At 44.8% G+C, this 21994-nt stretch carries 17 protein-coding genes, 1 other RNA gene and 3 pseudogenes; 5 read left to right on the top strand and 16 right to left on the bottom strand.

The annotated features are described in order from the left end of the window. Positions 1–58 precede the first annotated feature (58 nt). The 5 genes and pseudogenes from CSD97_RS03545 to CSD97_RS03525 form a co-directional block, all read right to left on the bottom strand. Entirely contained in the window at positions 59–472 is a 414-nt protein-coding gene (locus CSD97_RS03545) for a DUF2141 domain-containing protein (protein WP_005832808.1), read from the bottom strand. Between the two features lie 27 nt (positions 473–499). After that, complete coding sequence (locus CSD97_RS03540) at positions 500–2425, bottom strand: TonB-dependent receptor plug domain-containing protein (protein WP_098031978.1); 1926 nt, start codon at positions 2423–2425, stop codon at positions 500–502. A gap of 137 nt (positions 2426–2562) precedes the next feature. Continuing rightward, positions 2563–3474, bottom strand: a complete 912-nt coding sequence (locus CSD97_RS03535; RefSeq protein ID WP_008665300.1) for a LytTR family DNA-binding domain-containing protein — start codon at positions 3472–3474, stop codon at positions 2563–2565. A 66-nt stretch (positions 3475–3540) separates the two neighbouring features. Next, positions 3541–4143: a sugar O-acetyltransferase gene (locus tag CSD97_RS03530; RefSeq protein WP_005832814.1), complete on the bottom strand. Its 603-nt coding sequence runs from the start codon at positions 4141–4143 to the stop codon at positions 3541–3543. A gap of 55 nt (positions 4144–4198) precedes the next feature. Then, positions 4199–4772, bottom strand: a pseudogene (locus CSD97_RS03525) (Crp/Fnr family transcriptional regulator). A 245-nt stretch (positions 4773–5017) separates the two neighbouring features. Here CSD97_RS03525 and CSD97_RS18895 point away from each other — a divergent pair. Then, the gene (locus CSD97_RS18895; protein ID WP_005832819.1) at positions 5018–5158 is read left to right on the top strand and encodes a hypothetical protein; all 141 of its coding nucleotides are present in this window, start codon (positions 5018–5020) and stop codon (positions 5156–5158) included. Positions 5159–5237: 79 nt separating this feature from the next. Here CSD97_RS18895 and CSD97_RS03520 read toward each other — a convergent pair whose 3' ends face one another. The 9 genes and pseudogenes from CSD97_RS03520 to CSD97_RS03480 all read right to left on the bottom strand — a co-directional run. Next, on the bottom strand, positions 5238–6803 hold the full coding sequence (locus CSD97_RS03520) for a hypothetical protein (protein WP_227212788.1): 1566 nt from the start codon (positions 6801–6803) through the stop codon (positions 5238–5240). Positions 6804–6887: 84 nt separating this feature from the next. Next, the gene (locus CSD97_RS03515) at positions 6888–8021 is read right to left on the bottom strand and encodes a DUF4249 domain-containing protein (protein ID WP_035448985.1); all 1134 of its coding nucleotides are present in this window, start codon (positions 8019–8021) and stop codon (positions 6888–6890) included. 12 nt (positions 8022–8033) lie between these two features. After that, positions 8034–9197, bottom strand: a complete 1164-nt coding sequence (locus CSD97_RS03510) for a DUF4249 domain-containing protein (RefSeq protein ID WP_005832823.1) — start codon at positions 9195–9197, stop codon at positions 8034–8036. Between the two features lie 6 nt (positions 9198–9203). Then, on the bottom strand, positions 9204–11942 hold the full coding sequence (locus CSD97_RS03505) for a TonB-dependent receptor (protein WP_098031996.1): 2739 nt from the start codon (positions 11940–11942) through the stop codon (positions 9204–9206). Position 11943: 1 nt separating this feature from the next. Continuing rightward, complete coding sequence (locus CSD97_RS03500) at positions 11944–12627, bottom strand: hypothetical protein (RefSeq protein WP_005832827.1); 684 nt, start codon at positions 12625–12627, stop codon at positions 11944–11946. A 241-nt stretch (positions 12628–12868) separates the two neighbouring features. Continuing rightward, positions 12869–13243 (bottom strand): YccF domain-containing protein, encoded by a 375-nt coding sequence (locus CSD97_RS03495; protein WP_098031977.1) that lies wholly within the window; start codon positions 13241–13243, stop codon positions 12869–12871. 37 nt (positions 13244–13280) lie between these two features. After that, the gene (dinB, locus tag CSD97_RS03490; RefSeq protein ID WP_057255711.1) at positions 13281–14384 is read right to left on the bottom strand and encodes a DNA polymerase IV; all 1104 of its coding nucleotides are present in this window, start codon (positions 14382–14384) and stop codon (positions 13281–13283) included. Positions 14385–14415: 31 nt separating this feature from the next. Continuing rightward, positions 14416–14703 (bottom strand): annotated as a pseudogene (locus CSD97_RS03485) (2-aminoethylphosphonate--pyruvate aminotransferase); the annotation flags it as partial. 95 nt (positions 14704–14798) lie between these two features. Beyond that, positions 14799–14873 (bottom strand): annotated as a pseudogene (locus CSD97_RS03480) (2-aminoethylphosphonate:pyruvate aminotransferase); the annotation flags it as partial. A gap of 87 nt (positions 14874–14960) precedes the next feature. Between CSD97_RS03480 and CSD97_RS03475 the strand changes: the two are divergent. The 4 genes from CSD97_RS03475 (at position 14961) to CSD97_RS03460 (ending at position 19932) form a co-directional block, all read left to right on the top strand. After that, a complete protein-coding gene (locus CSD97_RS03475; protein ID WP_098031976.1) occupies positions 14961–16901 on the top strand; it encodes a heavy metal translocating P-type ATPase in 1941 nt (646 codons plus the stop codon). 5 nt (positions 16902–16906) lie between these two features. Next, positions 16907–17341 carry a transcriptional repressor gene (locus CSD97_RS03470; RefSeq protein WP_005831909.1) on the top strand — a complete coding sequence of 145 codons (435 nt, stop codon included), beginning with the start codon at positions 16907–16909 and terminating at the stop codon, positions 17339–17341. A 71-nt stretch (positions 17342–17412) separates the two neighbouring features. Beyond that, positions 17413–19053, top strand: a complete 1641-nt coding sequence (locus CSD97_RS03465; protein WP_098031975.1) for a sigma-70 family RNA polymerase sigma factor — start codon at positions 17413–17415, stop codon at positions 19051–19053. Between the two features lie 81 nt (positions 19054–19134). Then, positions 19135–19932 (top strand): class I SAM-dependent methyltransferase, encoded by a 798-nt coding sequence (locus tag CSD97_RS03460; protein ID WP_098031974.1) that lies wholly within the window; start codon positions 19135–19137, stop codon positions 19930–19932. A 199-nt stretch (positions 19933–20131) separates the two neighbouring features. Here CSD97_RS03460 and CSD97_RS03455 read toward each other — a convergent pair whose 3' ends face one another. Further along, positions 20132–20617, bottom strand: coding sequence for a helix-turn-helix transcriptional regulator (locus CSD97_RS03455; protein WP_008665278.1), 486 nt, complete (start codon positions 20615–20617; stop codon positions 20132–20134). Between the two features lie 205 nt (positions 20618–20822). Next, positions 20823–21221, bottom strand: a transfer-messenger RNA (tmRNA) gene (ssrA, locus tag CSD97_RS03450). Between the last annotated feature and the right edge of the window lie 773 nt (positions 21222–21994).

Genomic DNA, 21994 nt, shown 5'->3' with positions numbered 1-21994 from the left:
AAATAGTGTAAATCGTCCGCAAAAGAAAATTAATTCCCGTTTTACTTACATAATCACTCTACTTCAGATGTATCACCAAAGTCGTGTCTCCGGAAAAAGTGAAGCTGCATTTGTCATAAGACGGCGGACCCATAACGCCTTGAGCATCATTACTGAACCCGTACTTCTCTGTAGGAATGCCGAAAACGGCAGTATCCAGTTTCCCGTTTCCGTTCTCGTCTTGAAACAACGAAATGGCATACGTACCCGTAGGTAACCCCTGGCAAGGAATGGAGAGCGACGTATCTTTCACATCTATCCGGAAGGCGGTCAAGGGTTTCTTCATGAATGTTTCTTCCGAATTGTAGATGGCGACATAGAGATGCCCCTCCACCTTTTCAATGTCACACACTTCAATAGTCAGGTTCTGGGCAAAGAGCAGCTGGGCGGCACTTTGCATTACAAATACTAAAAAAATAATCATTGCTTTCATCTTTGTTTATTTAAAAAGGGTTATTGTCTAAAAATTGGATACATCGTAGGCGGCCTTCTTGCCTAAAGTCACATATACTCCTACATAGAAAAAATGGTCGCTGGAAGCCAGGACAGCCTTGTTATCCACCTTACCGAACTCATTCTTCCGGCAAAGGATATTGCTGGCGGAAGCATGGATGATTACCTTCTTGCTTGCCAGGAAGGTCACACCCAAATCCAGACTGTTATAAGGCTTCACTTCATCGTTCATCAGACCCGGCAGCATGGGGTTATGATAAGGACGTCCGCTACTGAAACGGTCGGTCACGCTGACAATGGAACGCAGGCGAGGCAAGGAATACTTCACCACCCAGGCTGCATTATGCCGTGTGGCATACTGAGGAGTAGTCAGTTCCGGATACTCCCGATATTTACGTTTGGCTATATTATAGGTATAGGATAACTGGTATTCCAGATTCTTGAAGGACGCTCTATCACGGAAGAACAAGTCTATGCCTTTGCTGTGTCCATAACCGTTGGAGGTCAAGAATACAGCTTTCGTATCGGCATCCGTTTCCTCCAATGCCAGACGGTCATAATCCTTATAATAAAGTTCAGCTTTACAGAAACGCCCTTCATAGTCGTACTGAACGCCCAAATTGTACTGCATACATACTTCCGACATCAACTGCGGCCGACGCACCAAACAGTTGTTCTCGGGCAACTGTGTGTATCGCCCTACAATCCCCGACAGCATCATGTTTCCCCAATAATAGTTCGCCGCCAGCCGGGGAGAGAAATTCATCTTACGGTTCGGAGAAGTGTATTCCGTGCGAAAAGAAAACTCCATCTTCAATTGTTCCATCGGATAATAAGCCATCGAAAAGAAACCCGCACCAATGGTAGGCGACATGCGATTGCTGTCATCCGTCCCGCACAACAGATAATGATTCCTGTAATTGCGGATATAGCTCTCTATCCCCATATCCAGGCGGAATACCGATGACAGCCGTTTGGAAACTTTAGCCTTCAGATGCGTCTCTTGCTGACGTTCCAGCCAGTTATCACCCGAAACAACTGCTCCTCCGATTCTCCGGTTATAGTAAGAATAGGCCGCCCCTGCAAACCAACTCCACTCTCCGGAAGTATGCCTGCGAAAGGTTGCATTTACATAGATATTGTCTTCACCCAGCCCGAACAATCTGCGGTTATCCCCTTCGTAAGTGGAAAAGTCCGTCCGGTCGTATTGTGCGTAAACCTTCCATACCACTCTTTCATCAAGAGTATAACGGAACTGGACAGCTCCGGAAAACATCCGGTAAGGCTTCTCGAAATCCCTCCTGCCCGAATAAACCTTGTCATACAAACCCAGGTTCTGATAATTCAAGTCAACAGACAAGGATCCTCTGTCAAAAGTCTTTGTGCCCCCTCCACCAACACCGACAACGGAAGCGTTCACTCCGACTTTATCGACCTTGCTGTAATCTTTTGTTTCCAATGGCAAGACTGCCGAAAGCGCTTCTCCATATTCTTGTGAAGCGCCTCCCGAAGCAAGGTTTACCCCACTGAACATAAATGTAGAGTAACGGCTGCGAGCAGGGGTATTTATTCCGTTCGAAGTATAGGGATTCAGTACATGCATTCCATCAATAAAAGTCTGCGTCTCGTAACTGCCTCCACCACGTACCAGCAATTCACCGGTTTCACCCTGCACTTGCGTACCGGGCAAAGTCTGCAATGCCTTGTATAAATCACCGTTCGCACCGCCCACCGTGACCAGTTCCACCGGATGCATATCGCTCCAACGGCTGTTGGCAGCAGGAGTTCTGGCTCCTTTTACCACTACTTCTTCCAAAGCGACACTGTCTATATTAAAATTCAGACGTACTGTATCGGTCACTGATTTCTGCGCTACGGAAGGCTGTGTATAAAGTAATACACCCAATATCCCAAAGACTGTTTCCCGTTTCATATCTTTACATTCGTTGTGTTTCCTGCCGCAAACATAAAGGAAGGGTATAAGACAAAAAAATATCCGGGACAGACAGCCCGGATATGTGACAACCAACAAACTCTTTGTGACGAACAACGTATTTCTGTGACGAGTGACTAACTCTTTGTTCGGTTTTCAATCAATGCTTTCACCTCTTTGGCGTATGCGCGTGAAACCGGAACATCTTCTTCGCAACCCTCCAGATTCAGCTTATATCCCTGAGAGTTTCCATCTACTTTCACCACCATCCGGATGTTTACAAGAAAGGCCCTATGGCAACGGATAATAAAAGGGCAAGCAGAGACAGCTTCCTCTGCCTGCTTCATGGTGGCACGCAACAATCTCCATGTAATTTTCTTTTCTTTATCCGAATCTGAACGGTAACCTACTTTTACGTAATTCCCCTTTGCCTCTGCATAAAGGAAATCTCCGGCCTTTACTTCCAGCATTTCTTTGGTGCCACCGGCAAACACCAACGCTTCTTCCGAGGAAAACACCTTGTCTTCCAAGCTCGCTATCCCAACTTCCGGGGATATTCTCCTTGAAAGGTGACCGTTCATCTCCATAGCTTCTTTCAGATTGCGGGTCAGTTGCAAATTGCGGTTCCACATCAGAAAAAATATGGTAGGAAAAGGTGCCAGCACCATTACCCAAGACAAAGCCAGAAAGAACAACCGCTTGTCCAACCACATTCCCATCAACCATGATTGATAGGCCCAAATCCCCACTGCTATCAGCAACAACATCAGCAGCAAATTCAACACATGCTTACCCAATGTCCAGTTCTGCTCCTTGTAATAAGCAGGAAATAATGCCGGAAGCAAATAGGTGAAAACTCCCGAAGCACCTGCCGCAATCAATGCAGAACCGGCAACCACCCCAAACACACTTCCCTTTATCCGGGAAATACCGAACGGCTGAAGTATATATAATATCAGAAAAATAATGGCCGAAGGTATCACTACTGCCTTCCAGCGTTGATAAAACGTAGGATAAGGACTCCGCCAAAGTTCCACCAATTTCCCCATAAGTATATAGTCTCTCTTGTTTACATGGTAATATATGCAAAGATAATACATTTACTCAACACATGCTCATACAGATACTATATTATCAATCTGTTTTATCACACGACAAGGATTTCCCACTGCCACACAATTCGCAGGAATAGAACGGGTAACCACACTCCCCGCCCCGATAACGCTGTTCCTCCCGATGGTGACACCAGGCAAAATGACAACCCCTCCACCAATCCATACTCCATCCTCTATTCGTACAGGTAAGGCATACGTACGGCAGATTTCTTGTTCTTCCGGACAGTCCTGCACCATACGTTCATCTACTTTGGTAGAATGGGTTGCCGTATATATCTGTACATTAGAGGCTATTAAGACGTTGCTACCTATGTCAATACGATTGTTGTCCACAAAGGTACAATTCATGTTGACAATTACCTTGTCGCCCATAAAAATATGCTTGCCACATTCACAATGGAAGTCAATATCCACATGCACATTCTTGCCTACATGTCCCAACATCTCACACAACAACTCCCTCCTGCGCTTGCTATCGGCATAATCTGTGGCATTGAATTGTGCCAGGAGACGTTTTGTACGCAAAATCATCTCCACTATTTTCGGATCCCTGCTTCCTATAAAAGGTTCGCCAGCCATGCACTTTTCATATTCTGTTTTCATACGCATCCTGTTTTTGCGGACAAAAATACAAAACTCTAATGTATAGGAATTTATCCTATGTTAAAAAATACCCCTTTGCCCTGATACGACTCAATGATTGTTGTGTAATGCCAAGGAAAGAAGCGATATGTCCCAAAGTCACTCTATGAAAAAGGGCCGGACACTCACTCATTAATTTTTCATAACGCTCATACGCAGACAAGTTGAGGCGAGATATATGAATATCTTGTAAGCGAAGAAAATTTTCCTGTTGTAACACCCTCATCCAATTTGCAATATCTATATCTGACTTATACAACTCATTAAGCGTTTCAATGGAAATAGAATAGACCAGTGTTTCTTCCAATGTTTCCACGTATTCAAAGCCTGCTTTGTTCCTATATAAATCCCACGAGCCACAAGCTACATCACCTTCCATAGAGAACCATGTCGTTATTTCTTTTCCATCGTGCAAGGTGTACGAGCGTGTCATTCCCTTCTCTATGAAGTGGACTTGCCTATCAAATTGTCCTGCACGGATAAAGTGTTTTGACAGGAAACACTTGCTTTTCAAAACCATGTGCCAATGTCGCCAATGCTTCATCTGAAACCGGATAATAAACTCTTATTGTTCTGACAATATTCTCCATACTAAAATATCCCTTTTTACAAAGGTATAAAACAAGGAAGAGTTTGCGAAACTTGCGTAACATATTTGTCATATATAGATTGCAAAATCTAGTATTTCTAAAGAAAATAAAGGATGAATGGCTATTTTTTATGTTATAAAACACATTTCTCGCAAACATTTCGTATCTTTGCAACGTTATAAGATAAAAGAAAAGATGTAAAAACCCGCTTTCCGAAACGCGGAGAGCACAAAAAGATGAGAATTATGAAAAAGAATGCAAATGAAATTTTTATGTTACAGTACCAAATCAAACGCTATCAGGCAATGGGTAATGGAACAATGTGTCAAACACTGAACGGTAAACTACAAAAGCTGCTTGCAAAGCAGTCACTCGTAACCATGTAAAAAAACACCTTTAAATACAATGAATAAAGGGCAGGGAACTTTTCTGTTCTCTGCCCTTTTTCTTTTTTATCCATCTATACTAATGGTTAGCACCAACAACAAACTCACTTTGCATCCTTATCTCCCTACCGTCAACCGAAATTCCTTGTAGGGTAATTATATATATTCCGTTCATATCCGAAGTATAAAAGTTGAGTGTACCCATAGCGGAAGTTATCTCCGGATTCCAATAAAGTGTATGCCGAAAATCCGGTAAGCGAGAACCGGCTTGTTTCTCTGAATTGTATGATGGAGCAACAAATGCGATTCTCTTTTGTGGAAACTCATAAGAAAACATCTGTGAATTCTTATCCAAACGTATATCAGGCAATGTTCCCCGATGGGTTATAAACGAAACAATTCCATCATACAACTCCCCGCCAAAAGTATATTTGCCAGTATAACGATGTATATAGTGTATCAAACGGGCATCATAGTTCAGAATGGTTTCATGGTCATCAAACGGAATCCCGTCTAACAACACCAGTGTTTTCATATTACTGAATCTCCTTATATCCGGTTGCAGTATCCGGATGACATCTTTACCTTCCAGCTGACTGATACGTATTCCCTTGACAAATTCCACAAAAACATCCCTCACAGTCCTGAAACGAACATACTCATCCAGATTATAAGTGGAAGCGGGAACAAAATCATAAAGTTGTTGCAATATACTCTTGCTATACGAAGAATCTACCGGCAAAAGAGAATGTAATTGCGCGCTGAAACCACGCTCTATCAAGTCTTCTTTCCGAAATGACACACAGACTTTAGGAAGTTTTTCCGCCAACACCCCGACAAAAGGAGAAATAAGCTCCAATCGGCAGGGACTTTCCTCCTCCGGTAATGCAGTTAATACAATCTCCTGCATATCCGTTATTCCGGTCGTATAAAAAGCATAAATAGCGTCAGCCTTAGGCTGTCCGCCAAAGACACGAATATCCTTGCCCACACATGCCAGACGTGCATTTACATTGTCAGCAGGCGCTCCCATCAGCCTGCCGGTTACAATATGCCCTTCACACTCTGCAGCAAATGACCGTTCCGGAACACTTGTATAGTTCTTCTGCCCGTCGGCTGATATTGGAAACCCCTTTAGCACATAGTCTTTTCGTACTACGGACAAAGTAAGCTCCTTGACATCAGCAGGCAGATTGGGTAATGTCAAGGCTACTTTACTCCGGTTCCCATAGACCGATTTATCTGTCCATAAGTCCGCTCCGGAAAGCTGATTGCCGGAAGCTTGTGAAACGGTAATGGAATCCGTGAAAAGTTCCACATTATCCTCCTCTGTTGTCTGAACAGTATTAAGCAAGGCTATATACTTCTTTGGGAAACAAGCCATAGGATAGTTCCTCATATAACGCGTATATGCCGTCAGTTGGTAAGCTCCGGTATGCATGACTTGCGGAAGTCTGATACGTCCCCATCCATTCCCGTTCTGCAAGTCGATTTTACCTTGTGCGTATACCAGCTTCGTGTCACTTATCTCTACATAAGCTACTTTGCTTAATACGCTTCCACGAGACAAGGAATCCGTCACACAAACTTTTATCCACAAATCTTCTCCAGCCACATAGCAGTCCTTGTCTGTATAAATACGCATATTCTCAACAATTTGAGCGTGTAATCCCAATACAAGAACCCAACCTATAATACAAAATATCACTCTCTTCATATCATTTCAATATTAATTCATTTCATCCGGCCAGAAGGAAGGCTTTTCCAAGCTGGCACCTAAATAGCGTACGTCTGTACAACCTCCGGAAACCCATGCATAACCTACCATCAATGGATAAGCAATAGCATATCCCATCACATATAAATCCATGTACGAATCTGCCCAACCTCTAAATTCTTGGCAATAACCGTCAGGAAACCTATAATATATATCATCGGCAGAAATGAAAATACGATATTTTGCCACATTCATGCTAACTCCCACATAACCAACTACATTTTTGCCTGAATTGTTGCAAATAATATTCGTAGGAAGTTCTGAAGGCTGAGGAATAAACAATCCACCCATTTCTTCATTGATTTTTATTTTCTCCTGATAATATTCGTACTCGCCCCTCGAAATCTTACGCTGTTTCACCAAAGTGCTATAATGATGAAAGACACGGTTATTATCCGCCTTTATAGAATAGAGCCACTTATCCTTCAATTGAGTATCCTTATTTGTTCCTATATTACCTACTATGATTTTAGCCGACTTATCATGACACCATCCCCGTGCATATGGTGTAGTATCAAAATCAACCACCTCATCAGTGGTAGGGTCATAACGGAACTTGGGATTATATACTGCCCTCACTTCCCAATCTTCCTCGTAACTCCAGAAATAACATCCGCCATCTTCACTCCGCATAGAAAAGCGGATAGAGATGTCACCGTATTTTTCCGGTTGCTCGTAGGTAACGTCATTTATTGTTTCTGTCTCCAATGGATATTGAGGCTCCGAAGTATAAATATCCCCTTCATACACAATTTTCAGACTATAGCTGGCATCTTTATTCAAAGAGCCAATTACAACTTGGTATTTTCCATCTCCCAAAGAAGTGCCATTAAAACAAGAACCATCACTTCCTACTACACTGACTTCTGCATCTATCTTGTTATAATCCTGAGGAATTCCTTCTACATTCAAAGGAAAGGAACAGCTCAAGGAAAAAACAACTGTACTATCTGATATGATGTTACCTTCAACTATAAGCACCCTCGTACTACTCTCCGGCAAGTGCGCATTGAATTTATCCACACAACTGCCAATAGTGAGCCACAACAAGCATATCCATGTTACTATATATTTTGCATTATTCATCGCTTTTTCTTATTAAAACAGATTGATTTCAACTGGCCAGAAGGAAGGCTTTTCCAAGCTGGCACCTAAATAGCGTACGTCTGTACAACCTCCAGAAACCCATGCATAACCTTTGAATCCCGTACGTGGGTCCGGGTCCGGATATGCAATGGTATACCCCATCAAGTATAAATCTAAAAATGTATACTCTTCTTTCAGCCCTTTCGCTCCCTGACAATACCCCTCAGGAAGCCTATATTGTATATCATCTGTAGAAATGAAAATGCGATATTCCGCCACATTCAAACTGACACCAACATATCCAATGGCCTGTTTATTTGAGCTTTCACATCTAATGTTCGACGGCAATTCCGAAGGCTGGGGAACAAACAACCCGCCCATCTCCTCATTAAGCTTTATTTTCTCCTGATAATATTCATATTCACCCTTCGAAATCTTACGTTGTTTCACTATAGTACTGTAATAGCAAGAAAAACGAATATCGTCTGCTTCAATGGAATAGAGACACTTATCCTTTACACGATTATCCTTGTTTATTTCCATATTACCTATTATTATCTCGGACGATTCACTATGACACCATCCGCGTGAGTATGGTCTAGCATCATAATCAACGATCTTATCTGTTTCGGGGTCATAAGCACACATAGGATTGTATACGGCCCTCACCTCCCAATCTTCTTCATAACTCCAAGAATAACATGCAGCATCTTTGCTTTGCATAGAGAAACGGATACTGACATCACCATACTCCCCTTGCTGTTCGTAGGTGACATCGTCTATGCTTTCCGTTCCTATCGGATATTGAGGTTCGGAAGTATAGATATCTCCCTCATAGACAATCTTCAAGCTATAGCGGACATCCCTATGCAATGTTCCGACAGCAACCCGGTACTTTCCATTACCCAACGCAACACCCCTAAAACTGGAGCCATCCTCACCGGTTACACAAACTTCAGCATCCACCTTATTGAAATCAGGAGGAACCCCTTCCACATCCAAGGAAAAGGAACGGCTCAAAGAAAACACGACAGCACTATCCGATATTATACTACCTTCAACTATGAGAAGGCCGATACTACTTTCCGGCAAGTGGGCATTGAACTTATCCACACAATTACTAAGGAACAACCATAACGGACATATACATATCACCCAATATACTTTATTCTTCATACCCTTTCAGAATTTAATATTATAAGTAACAAAAGGAATGGGAGCACCGAATATGGACATCTTGTATCCTTGAATCCTACCCTCCTCGGACACAAAATAGACAGAGTACACATTCTTCCTTCCGGTCAGGTTATAGATACCGAAAGAAAGGGAACTGTGGGTCAACAATGTCAGGTGGTGACTGGGTTCAATATTGAACGACAAATCCATACGGAAATAGTCGGGAACACGATAACTGTTACGGTCGGTATAGTAAACCTGCATTTTCTTCAAACCCTGGTCGTAGTATTGCCCGGCAGGAATTGTGGTGGGACGGCCCGTACTGTAATCCATATTGAAAGACATGCTGTAACGGCGGGTAAACTTGTAATTGCCTACAAGCTTGAAGTCATGCGGCTTGTCATACTCGGTCGGATACCATTCTCCACCATTGATGGGACGGGCTATGCGCGGATCATTCTGACGCAAGAAAGTGCGCGAATAAGTATAGCTCATCCACCCGTTCAGTTTTCCAGCCGGTTTTTTCACCTGGAATTCCACGCCGTAAGCATATCCCTCCGTATTGATGACATCCGTCTCCAGATGGTGGTTCATCAGGATTTGGGCGGAACTGCGATAATCCAGATAATCAATCAGCTTTTTGTAATATCCTTCTACAGATAATTCCAGAAGTTGCCCCGGCGTATTATAGTAGGCGCCTGCCGCCACCTGCCAGCCACGTTGAGGCTTGATATTGGGGTCGCTCAGCTTCCAGGTATCTGTAGGAGACATAACGGCAGTATTCGATACCTTATGGATATACTGCCTCATCGTATTGAAACCGGCCTTTACGGAAAAATCATCTGTAAAGGCATAACGTGCCGACACTCTGAATTCCGGTCCGTGATAGGTCTTGATGACCTTTCCATTCCCCGCCGTGATAGAATCCGCCACCGAAGACATGGAGGGCAGTATACCTTCCTGATATGTATAGTAAGTGCACGGTCCCAAAGCATTGAGCATGGAATAGCGTATACCCGCATTGATGGAGAGCCTGGAAGTTATATCCCATTCATCCCCTATATAAACGGCACTTTCCAGTGCTTTATCCTTTTGCAGTTCATCATATCTTACCAGCGAATTAGGCCCCACCGGCTCGTAGGTCCCGGAATTCACATTATACAGCTGGCTCATCAAACCGAAGTTCACCGCATGGCTATTGCCGGCTTGATAAAGAAAGTCCGCTTTTCCAAACCATTGGTTAATGGCAAAAGACAGCCGTGCGGCAGACGCTTCCTCCACCGTTTCATCATTTCGGTAATCGTAGTGGTCATAACCGAAAGAGAAGTTTCCGGTCAGCTTTTCTGCAAAGACAGTCCTCCAGTTTGCCGAGAAATTCATATTGTTGTAGGCATACTTCTCATTGTCATTAAAGGCAAAACGGTCGTGACTATAATAGCCATAGACATTCAGCTTGTTGCGCTCGTTCACCGTATGCGAGAAGACAGTCCCCAAATCATAGAAACCGGCTTTCCCATCACGATACCCGCTTTTGTTGGGCAATGTCTTCATTATCCAGTCCGAATAGGTCGTACGTCCACTCAGCAGAAGGGAAGTCTTTTCCTTAATGATGGGAATCTCGAGATTCAACTTACTGGTCACAAGCCCGATACCTGCAGAACCAGTAAACTTTTCCTTGTTCGCCTCCTTGCTGGTGATGTTCAGTACGGAAGCGATACGCCCGCCATACTGGCTGGGGATACTGCTCTTATAAAGTTCCGCATCCTTTATCATGTCCGAATTAAAAGCCGTGAAAAAACCGAAAAGATGATTGGGGTTATAAATCGTTCCGTTATTGAAAAGAAGCAGGTTCTGGTCAGCGGCACTCCCACGCACATTGTATCCGCTGGATGCCTCCCCCACTGTCTTGATGCCGGGAAGTGTCTGTATCATCTTCAGCACATCCACCTCACCCATAGCCGTAGGAATGTTTTTCAGCAGGGCAGGCTGCAGCTTCTCCATTCCCAACTGCACACTTTTCACGTTCTGTATACGCCCCGAAACAATAAGCACCTCATCCAGCATATGGTCTTCCTCTTCCAACTCGATATGGACAATGCCTTCACCATAAAGCATAAATTGCCGATGGGTCACTTTGATATTCATCCCACTGATTTCAAGAATATTATAGCCTGCAGGCAGGTCAATGGTAAATTCCCCCTGACGGTTGGTCGTCGTAGCTACCCACGGCTCTCGATGAATGATGTTGATACCATCCAGATTCTGGCCGGTCTTAAAGTCAGAAACTCTTCCGGTCAAAGTTATCATATCTCCGGGGGCAGGCTTGTACTTGTTTCCTATCTCATAGACCTTGTTTTCTGAAGAAGACTTCACAATAGGAATGTATGAAGGCAATAGTTCCTCATCCGTCTCCAACTTTTCCCCCATCAATACCGGTGGCAGCGAGGTAGCCAGAAAAATCTCCGGCAAGACAAATATTCTGTCACCATAAACCGTCACCTTATAGATAGTAGCTGCCAAAGCCTCTCTCAAGTACTCGGCAGTGGGGTTCTTCACCTCTGCCCGCTTCACTTTAAAAGGAACCGTTATCGTTGTATAAACACGGCAAGACGTGCCCTTTTCTACTGCATCCATCAATTCGAATATGGAAATGCTGTCCGTAGCCATCTGTTGCTGTGCAAACATGCCGAAAGGCGACAATAGGAGGAAAAAGGCTACTGTATATTTAAGATTATGTGCTTTCATATTATTTTCCATGAATTAAGGAATCAATATATTCCGTTAACCGGGTCATTGCCCGGACACCGCCATCTTCCTTGAAGTCCAGCCGCTCTTTCCGGCAATAAGCCTTCAACTGCTTCTTGTATGTAGGAAAAAGTTTCAAGAAACCCGAACGGGAAGTTATCACATAATCGGTTCCGCCACTGCGAAGACTGAAATAGCTCTTTTTCTTGAACCGGCTGTAATAAAGATCGTTTTTCTTCACCTGAGACTCCATTGTGGATACGATATACTGTGTCAGGCACATTTGCGGACTATCATATAGCAACGCAGCGAAACAGTCACCCTGCGGTACAAACTTCTGTCCTTCTATGACAAAATAATCCACTTTCCGCATATCTACCTGCAAGGTTATCCGTTTCTCCGGAGTAACCACAATCAGACTCTTTTTATAGGTATCATAACGGAGCTGCAAATCCGAGTAAAGCCATCTGCCATAACAGACAGCCCCCTCGCGAAATTCATCCGTATTCCAATAGGGATGGTTAAGATACTTCTGCTGGTTATAATTTTCCTCTGCCTTACCGGAGTAAAGAGCAGCATAATCTCCTGCCGCTTTTCTGAATTCATCAAAAACGGCTTGTTGTGCACAAACCAAAGATGGAAAACATAGGACGCATAGTAGCGTGTAAAGGTGTGTTTTTCGCATATATGTGAAGTGTTATAGGTGAGGATAATCACAAATATAACATTTCACTTTTAAAAATAAAATTATTATTATATATAATTCAAATAAAAACAAAAAATAGAGCCATAATCGGATGCTAAACACAAAGCTAAACATTTAGCATGCAAGCAGAAGCACATTACGATAAGATTAAAGCACCATTCATCCTCCACCATCAATTATACTTACATATATTTATAAAAAAACGATACAGCACAATCGCTCAAGCCACAACAATATCCTTCCCGAAAGGAGTCAATGCCAGCCCTGCCAGCTTAAAGTGTTGGATACCGAAAGGAATGCCTATAATGGTGATGCACAGCAATAACCCGAATCCCAAGTGCGAAAGGCAAATCCAAATGCCGCCCAAGAATATCCAAAGAATATTCATCAGCACATAGAGGCAACCGTTGGAACGTTCCCCGCTACGAACCTCTTTGCCGAAAGGCCACAAGGCAAGGCTTGCCATTTTCAAGGTCTGCATGCCGAAAGGGATGCCAATAATGGTGAACATCATCAATAAACTTGCAATAAGATACTCCACAGCAGTGATGATACCTCCAAACATCAACCACAAAATATTCATAAAACAGCCCATAGCTTTCCTTTTTTTAATACTGAACACAAATATAGCATTATTTATTTGAATGGTCCGTCTCCCAGTCACTAAATTCAAAACTCAGTTGTTCCCAGACTCCCTTCTCCTCCTCTTCACGGGGATTGGAAACGGAAAGTCCAATCAAACGGATAGGATGATGTTCATAATCCACTTCCTGCAGCAACTGCTTTGCCAAAGGCAGAATCACGTCAAGGGCAACCAGCTCCTTTGTTTGGGTCATACTGCGGGTAATCTGGCTAAAATCATGAAACTTGATTTTCAGCGTCAGCGTATTCCCGCGGAAATTGGCGTGCTCCAGTCGCCCCACCAGCTCCACTGCCGCATGGTACAGCTCTATAATGACGGATGAACGCTTGCTGATGTCCTTCTCCAACGTATGTTCGCAACCCACAGACTTGCGGATGCGGACAGCCTCTACCGGACGGGTATCGATGCCACGGGCAAAATCATAATAGACTGTCCCCACTTTGCCAAATTCGCGGGTCAGCATCTCCAAAGACTGCATGCGCAGCTGTTCCCCGTTGTGAATCCCCAAGGTGTGCATCTTCTTCGCCGTTACCGGTCCCACTCCCCAGAAACTTTCAATGGGCAGCCGGGCAACAAAGTCCAGTGCCTGGGCAGGATGTATGGTGCAAAGCCCATCCGGCTTGCGGTAGTCCGAGGCTATCTTGGCAAGAAACTTATTATAGGATATGCCGGCGGAAGCCACCAGATTCAACCTCTCCCGCACCTTCCGCTTTATCTCCTTCGCGATGTCTACAGCCAATGGAATGCCCGGTTTATTCTCCGTCACATCCAAAAAAGCCTCGTCCAGCGAAATGGGCTCGATGACATCCGTATATTCATGAAAGATTTCGTGTATCTGGCGGGAAACGGATTTGTAGACTTCCATCCGTCCCGGGATAAAGATAAGTTGGGGGCACAGCTGCTTTGCCTTCAGTGACGACATGGCAGAACGCACCCCGAAACGCCGTGCCTCGTAACTGGCTGCCGCCACCACTCCCCGTTCCTCCGCATGGCCCACGGCAATGGGCTTGCCCCGCAATGCAGGATTATCACGCTGTTCTACGGAGGCGTAGAATGCGTCCATATCGATGTGTATAATTTTTCGTCCAGTCATTCTTCTTTCAACTCCCCGATACAAAGATACACTAATTTTTCTTCATCCGAAGTATCCGCCGATAGACATAAATGAAGGCTGGTATTAAAAAGGCATCTGCAAAAATCCATGCAGTAGGGTCACCAAAACAAACAGCCAGACAACCGAAGGCTGGAACAGCCAGTAGGCTGACCAGTATCCGGGCAATCATCTCCAAGACACCGGAAAGCATGGCAAGATTGGTATATCCCACCCCCTGGATAGTGTATCGCAGGATGCAGAGCAGTCTCCAAACCGGGAAAAAAGAAACGGAAATGTATAGGAACAACTCCGTATTCTTCCATTTCTCTGGATGTTGCCATAAATCTAATACCTCCGAAATTGGGTGTAAAAATAGGGAAAGATAGCGTTTAACTCGCGAATTACCTCTATCAGCTACCGGAAATCTTCGGGATGAACATCTCCGATATTGCCGATACGGAAAGTGTCGGCTTGCGAAATCTTTCCCGGACATTCCGGAAATTTTCACTTTGCAACCAAGTTGCATCTCCTTTCCGCTACCTTTGCTGCAGAAAATAGAAAATAGGAGGAAACAATATGAGTTGCAAATGCTGCTGCACACACGGACATACAGCGATACAAGAAAAAAGAAACAGTCTGCTGAAAGATTATTGGAGAATCATCCTCTCCGCCCTATTGCTCTTCGGAGGGCTCATCCTGAATGCTACTGACACCACCTTCTTCAAGGGAGAGTATGTACCTTTTATATGGTACTTGCTTGCCTATCTCCCCGTAGGCCTCCCGGTGATGAGGGAAGCCTGGGAAAGCATCCTGCAAAAGGACGTGTTCAGCGAATTCACCCTTATGTCCATCGCCACCCTCGGCGCCTTCTATATAGGCGAATATCCCGAAGGCGTTGCCGTCATGCTCTTCTACTCCTTGGGAGAGCTCTTTCAGGACAAAGCCGTAGACAAAGCCAAGCGTAACATCAGCGCCCTGCTCGACGTACGTCCCGAAACGGCAACGGTCATCAGAAACGGCAGTACACTTGTCGAAGCTCCCCAACGTGTGCAGGTAGGCGAAACCATCGAAGTAAAAGCCGGAGAGCGCGTCCCCCTGGACGGAACGATGCTGGACGAAGTTGCCGCCTTCAACACCTCCGCACTGACGGGAGAAAGTGTTCCCCGCAACATCCGCCAGGGCGGGGAAGTGCTTGCCGGAATGATTGCGACCGACAAAGTCGTACGCATCCAAGTCACCAAACCCTTCGAGAAAAGTGCTCTTTCCCGTATATTGGAACTGGTGCAGAATGCCTCCGAGCGCAAAGCGCCGGCAGAACTTTTCATCCGTAAGTTTGCCCGTATCTATACGCCCGCCGTCACCGGACTGGCGGCATTGATTGTACTGCTCCCCTTCCTCTATTCGCTGGCAGATGCACAATTCTCGTTCATCTTCAATGACTGGCTATACAGGGCATTGGTCTTTCTGGTTATCTCCTGCCCGTGCGCCCTCGTCGTAAGCATTCCGTTAGGCTACTTCGGAGGAATCGGCGCCGCCTCCCGCCTGGGTGTCCTCTTCAAAGGTGGCAACTACCTCGATGCCATCACCCAAGTCAACACGGTGGTATTCGACAAGACGGGTACGCTGACCAAAGGTACCTTCGATGTACAATCCTGCCAGGCACAACCGGGAGTTACGGAAGAGAAGTTGATACAGCTTGCCGCCTCGGCAGAGCGAAACAGTACGCACCCCATAGCCAAAGCCATCATAAGCTATGCCCAACAAAGAGATATAGAGCTGATTGCCACAACGGACGTTACGGAGATTGCCGGCCACGGACTGCAAGCCACTATGGATGGAACGCGTGTCCTGGTGGGCAACACCCGCCTGCTGACTAAGTTCGGGATAGAATATCCCGATGAATTGTCATCAATTGTCGATACGATTGTGGCCTGCGCCATCGGAACAAAATATGCCGGTTATCTGTTGCTATCAGACACATTAAAGGAAGATGCCGTCAACGCCGTCAAAGAATTAAAAGCTTTAAATATCAATAATATTCAGATATTATCGGGAGACAAACAAGCCATTGTTACTAACTTTGCAGAAAAGCTAGGCATCACCCAGGCATACGGAGACCTGCTGCCGGACGGAAAGGTGAAGCACATCGAGGCACTCCGCAGCAACCCTGCCAACCGAATAGCCTTTGTGGGCGACGGCATCAATGATGCCCCGGTTCTTGCCCTTAGCCATGTGGGCATCGCCATGGGCGGACTTGGCAGCGATGCCGCCATCGAAACCGCCGATGTAGTGATACAGACAGACCAGCCTTCGAGAGTGGCCACCGCCATTCATGCGGGCAGGCAAACCCGCCGGATTGTCTGGCAGAACATCTCGCTGGCTTTCGGAGTGAAGCTGCTTGTCCTCATCCTCGGTGCCGGTGGAATCGCTACACTTTGGGAAGCTGTCTTTGCCGACGTAGGCGTCGCCCTCATTGCGATAGTGAACGCCATACGCATACAAAAACTTATTAAATAGAAAAAATGGAAGAAAAGAAATATTTGGACCTATTGGCCAAAAGGGACATACAGCCCACTGCCATCCGCATCCTGGTATTGCGCACCATGATGCAGGCAGGCCGTTCCGTCTCATTGCTCGACCTTGAAACCATGCTGGATACGGTGGACAAATCCACCATCTTCCGTACCCTTACCCTATTCCTCTCCCATCATCTGATACACAGTATAGATGACGGGACGGGTTCCTTCAAGTATGCCGTGTGCAGCGACAGTTGCTCTTGCGACGTAAGCGACCTGCACACCCATTTCCATTGCGAGAAATGCAACAAAACCTTCTGCTTCACCAACATTCCCACTCCGGTGGTGAAGCTGCCTCAAGGATTTACACTGAACAGCATCAACTATGTACTGAAAGGCATTTGTCCGGACTGTGCAGCAGAAGTCAACCGGGAGGCTTAGTCAAAAAATAAAAATCCATGCAGTCATTCATGTTCTTCTCTATCCTTAAGAAATAACATTGAGACAAACACATGGATACAAAAGCTCTTGTCACTTTATGCCAGAAGGGAAACGGGCAGGCCTTGAGCCTGCTCTACGAAAACTATTCAGAGAAAATGCTGAAAGTATGTCTACGCTATATTCCCGACCCAACGATAGCCCAAGATCTTCTTCACGACGGTTTTGTCATCATATTCACTTCCATTCATTCGCTGCGCAACCCGGAGAAACTGGAATACTGGATGAAAAAGATTATGAGAAACCTGGCACTGCAATACCTCAACCATGCCAATGCCAACCCCACCATCCCATTGACAGATATTCCGGAAGAGGAAGAGCCTGCTGAAAATCCTTTTTGTCCGGATTTCATTTCGTACGATAAGATGCTGGATATAGTGGAGAGCCTTCCGGAGGGCTACTGCAAGGTATTTAAACTGGCAGTACTGGAAGGATTGTCCCACAAAGAAATCGGAGATTTACTGGGTATAGCGCCACACTCCTCTTCCTCCCAATTGTTCCGGGCGAAAATTTTACTTAAAAAGATGCTGGCAGGATACCGTGTATTCATTGTTTTGACAGTATTGCTTCTCTTTCCAACGCTGTATGACTATCTGTACAGAGAGAAAAAGAGTATCAGGGAAAACCGTTTGTCCAAAGTTTCTTCCAGGCAAGCCGGGAGTACGCAACAAACAAAGAAAACCGATACTCCCCGAACCGACGAACAATGCTATACCAAAGAAAATCTGAACAAAAGGGAACGAATCATCCCTCCCGTTCCAGTTTCCACAGAATGGCCCCTTGCCATACCCACAATGAAAGATAGTATCCACAAATATCCCATACCTTCTCCATTCACCGGACAGACCATCACCAACCGACAGATGGCTTTCGTCTTCTCCCCTTCCCTGATGCCGCCAACCCGCAAGAAGAAATCCGGAAAATGGAAGTTGATGCTGGCAGGTTCACTCGGACCGCAACTGGCACAGAACTTATATAAGCTGATTGCCACTCCACATACCGACGGCATTTCAAGTGACTTCCCTCAACAAGTCAGCACGTGGGAAGAGTATTATTCTTATCTGCACACCCGCTATCAGCAGGGTACTCTGGGAAAAGATTCCATCGGACTCATGCAGATTGCCCAGAATAACAGCGGCAGGATTGTTGAGAACCAGCAACATCATGCCCCCATCGTCGTGGGACTCTCTCTCAGCAAGAAATTGAATGAGCGTTGGAGTCTGGAAACCGGATTGCAATATACGCTTCTCAGGTCGGAGTTCACTACCGGCGAAGCATTCCGCATTCAAGACAACCAGAAGTTGCATTATATCGGCATTCCTCTCCGGCTTTCCTACCGTTTCTGGCATTACAAACGTTTCTCCGGTTATGCCACGGCAGGCATGCAGGTGGATATCCCCATAAAAGGGACACTCCAAAGCTTCCATGTCACGGACAGTATTCCACACAAGCTCGGCAGTCATCCGGTAAGTGCTCCCTGGCAGTGGTCGGTCAACACAAGTATAGGCATACAATATCACCTCACACCCCAGGCAGGCATCTATCTGGAGCCGACTGTAAACTATTACATCCCCGACGGCAGCCAACTGCGCACCATCCGAAAGGAACACCCGTTCATATTCACCCTCCCGGTAGGCCTCCGCATTTCCTGGTAAAAAAACGATGCGCCACGCAGTCTTTTACCCGACTGATTATCTATTTATATGGATAATCAAACTCAAGAAGGAACAAAGAACATGCAGAAACGACATACCGACCGGGAAAGCTACTTTGATGAACAGTCACAGACCAGCAAGAACTATTATATCCCCTACATAAAGGAAGTCATCGGACACATCCCCGATAAAGTGCTGGAAGTGGGCTGTGGAGAGGGAGGCAATCTGCTTCCCTTTGCCAAAGCCGGTTGCCGGGTGATGGGCGTAGACATTGATGCCATGCGAATAGAGCAAGCCAGGACCTTCTTCACCCAAAGGCATCAGCAGGGACAGTTCATTTCCACCGACATTTTCCAGCTTGAGGACAAGGCTACGAATTTTCCCCTGATTCTTCTACACGATGTGATAGAGCATATCAGAGACAAAGAACGGTTCCTCTCCGGCCTACAAAAACATTTGTCTGCCGACGGAGCTGTATTTGTAGGATTTCCCGCCTGGCAAATGCCATTCGGAGGCCACCAGCAGATAGCACACAGCCACATTGTTTCACATTTCCCTTTTCTCCACCTCCTTCCCCGCACTTTATACAGATGGATATTAAGACTATGCGGTGAGCAGGAACGCGTAATCACGGAGCTACTGGATATAAAGAGCACCGGATGCACCATCGAACTGTTCAATCGCATCGCCCGGCAAGCCAACTATCAAATCATTGACCGGAGACTGTACCTTATAAACCCACATTATAAAATCAAATTCGGCTTGTCCCCACGAAGGCTCAACGGAGTTATTGCTGCTATCCCGTACATAAGAAACTTCTTTTGTACAAGTTGCTTTTACATATTAAAGAAAGGGACTAAAACTGTTAATCACTACTGATTTCCCAGCTTTAGAATTGATTCCGAACCATCAATTTAAGATTATATATTCAGAAGAAACCATTAAATTTTTGAATAGCTCTGATGAAAGAGGGGGTGTAGAAACCCTCATAAACTAAAAAATCACCCTCGCTGCAGATGGTTGTAGCGAAGGTGATTTCAATAAAAGGGGAACTTGCACTTCCTCCCTTTTAATGTTTTTACATCGTTACTTGGTTCATTACAGCCTCGTCAGGTGTCGTTCCTATTTCATCGGCAAATAATATGTGGGTGATAGACCCTCTCGGGGTCGGAGTTTCGATTTTAATTCTTTGACCTTGGTACATCTCCGGAATATCCACCAGCTTACATCTATGGGCTTCGTTATTGCCAAAACTGACATAATAATCTTCCCCTATTACCAGCTTTACAGGTTTACGTTGAGAGAAATGAGTCGGACAAACAGAGCTATCCACTTTTATATCTATCACAAAACCAAGAGCGGATGTTACCTTAGATAGTATATCAATGCTCACATTATAAGCCCCTTTCTCTATCTTGGCTATATTAACACGATTAACACCACAAAGATTAGCCAATTCCTCTTGGGTCATATTTCTCTTCTTGCGAAGAATGGCTAACCGACTACCAATCCGTTCACGTTCTTTCAAAATCTTCTCTGTACATTTTCCTTCGTGAATTTTCATAAATCTGTTGCAGAATTTAAAGTGTTGCCCCCACTTCTAATAGTTATTGATTTTTGAACAGACAAAAGTAGATATTAATTTTAAATTGTAGCACATTTACTACAACCGTTTTCTAAATGAATATAAAAGGTAGGGGGAGTAGAAGAAAAGAGAAAGCCCCTGAATTACTGGAATTCAAGGACTTACAAACTTCTTTTTACTATATCCGTGGAGCTGGAGGGAATCGAACCCTCGTCCAAACGAGGAAATCATAAGCTTTCTACATGCTTATCTTTGCCTAAATTTTCGTGCAGCGGCAGAACCAAAGCCATCAACCGTTGCCTTATCCTCTAAATTTTCACCCGCGCCACGAGGCTGACACGAACTATCCCCGATTTGACTGCACCACTTTATCGGAATGCTTCGGAGCAACAGCTTCCGAGTGATGTCACGTCCCAGCACCTGGTGCCGGGATTAAGCTTCAATCTACTATACTTCGATTAAGCAGCGAGAGCGTAACGAGTTTCGCCAGATAAAATTTTGAGGACTGAGATTAAAGTGCAAATCAACGACGCACTGCATGCTTACTTACCATTTCTGCCCGCTGTCAAATCCAGTCAACCCCATGACTTTGTAACGGTCTGAAATTTAAAAGATTGCGTAACTCATTGCTAAGTAGGGAGGGTGAAAAAGGGATAAATGCTACTTTATTTTTCATCCTCTACCGCTTTCTTTGGCCCAAAGATACATATTCTTTTATTAGCAATCACCATATATTTACAAATATTAGCTAATACTGACTTTTCGTGATAAAAACAATAATCTTCCATACATAGAATATGTGCACCCCATTGTCATCAATGTTCAAACAGCTACCAAAGCCAGTATCCGTTGACGGAATTACCCCCTGCAAGAGGGAATATCTATCTTCTGTAATGGATATTTGCACAAAAGAGATGGGAAGTTAACGGAAAAAGTCTCTGAAGTTAACTGAAAAACCGGAAAGAATTAAGGAAGCAATCTATCCCAAACTTTGGTTTTTCCATACCCAGCCTTGAGATGTCTAAACCAAGGTTTGGTTTAGACATCCCAAGGTTGAAAAGAAAGTTCTTCCGTACAAGCAACAATTCCGCCAACAGATTCCTATTATATAAATACACCCTCGTTTAACAGATGTAGCCGTAATACTTGTATACACCGCGATTGCATCTACTTTTCAGGTTATTATAGTGTTCTTTCTTTTTAAAAGTGAATGATATGTTTCGTCTAATAATGATTTGAATTCCCCGGTAGCGTCTTGGAGGATATTTTTAGTAAGAGGAAGACCCTTCGGACAATAAAAGCCGATACTTCGGACTATTTTATCCCTTTATTTCACACATTAGCCGTATTTTTGTC

The sequence above is a fragment of the Bacteroides sp. AR29 genome, from assembly GCF_900217715.1.
GTDB lineage: Bacteria > Bacteroidota > Bacteroidia > Bacteroidales > Bacteroidaceae > Bacteroides > Bacteroides uniformis.
The sequence above is the reverse complement of the archived record's forward strand: the minus strand, read 5'-3'. Positions and strand labels throughout refer to the sequence as shown.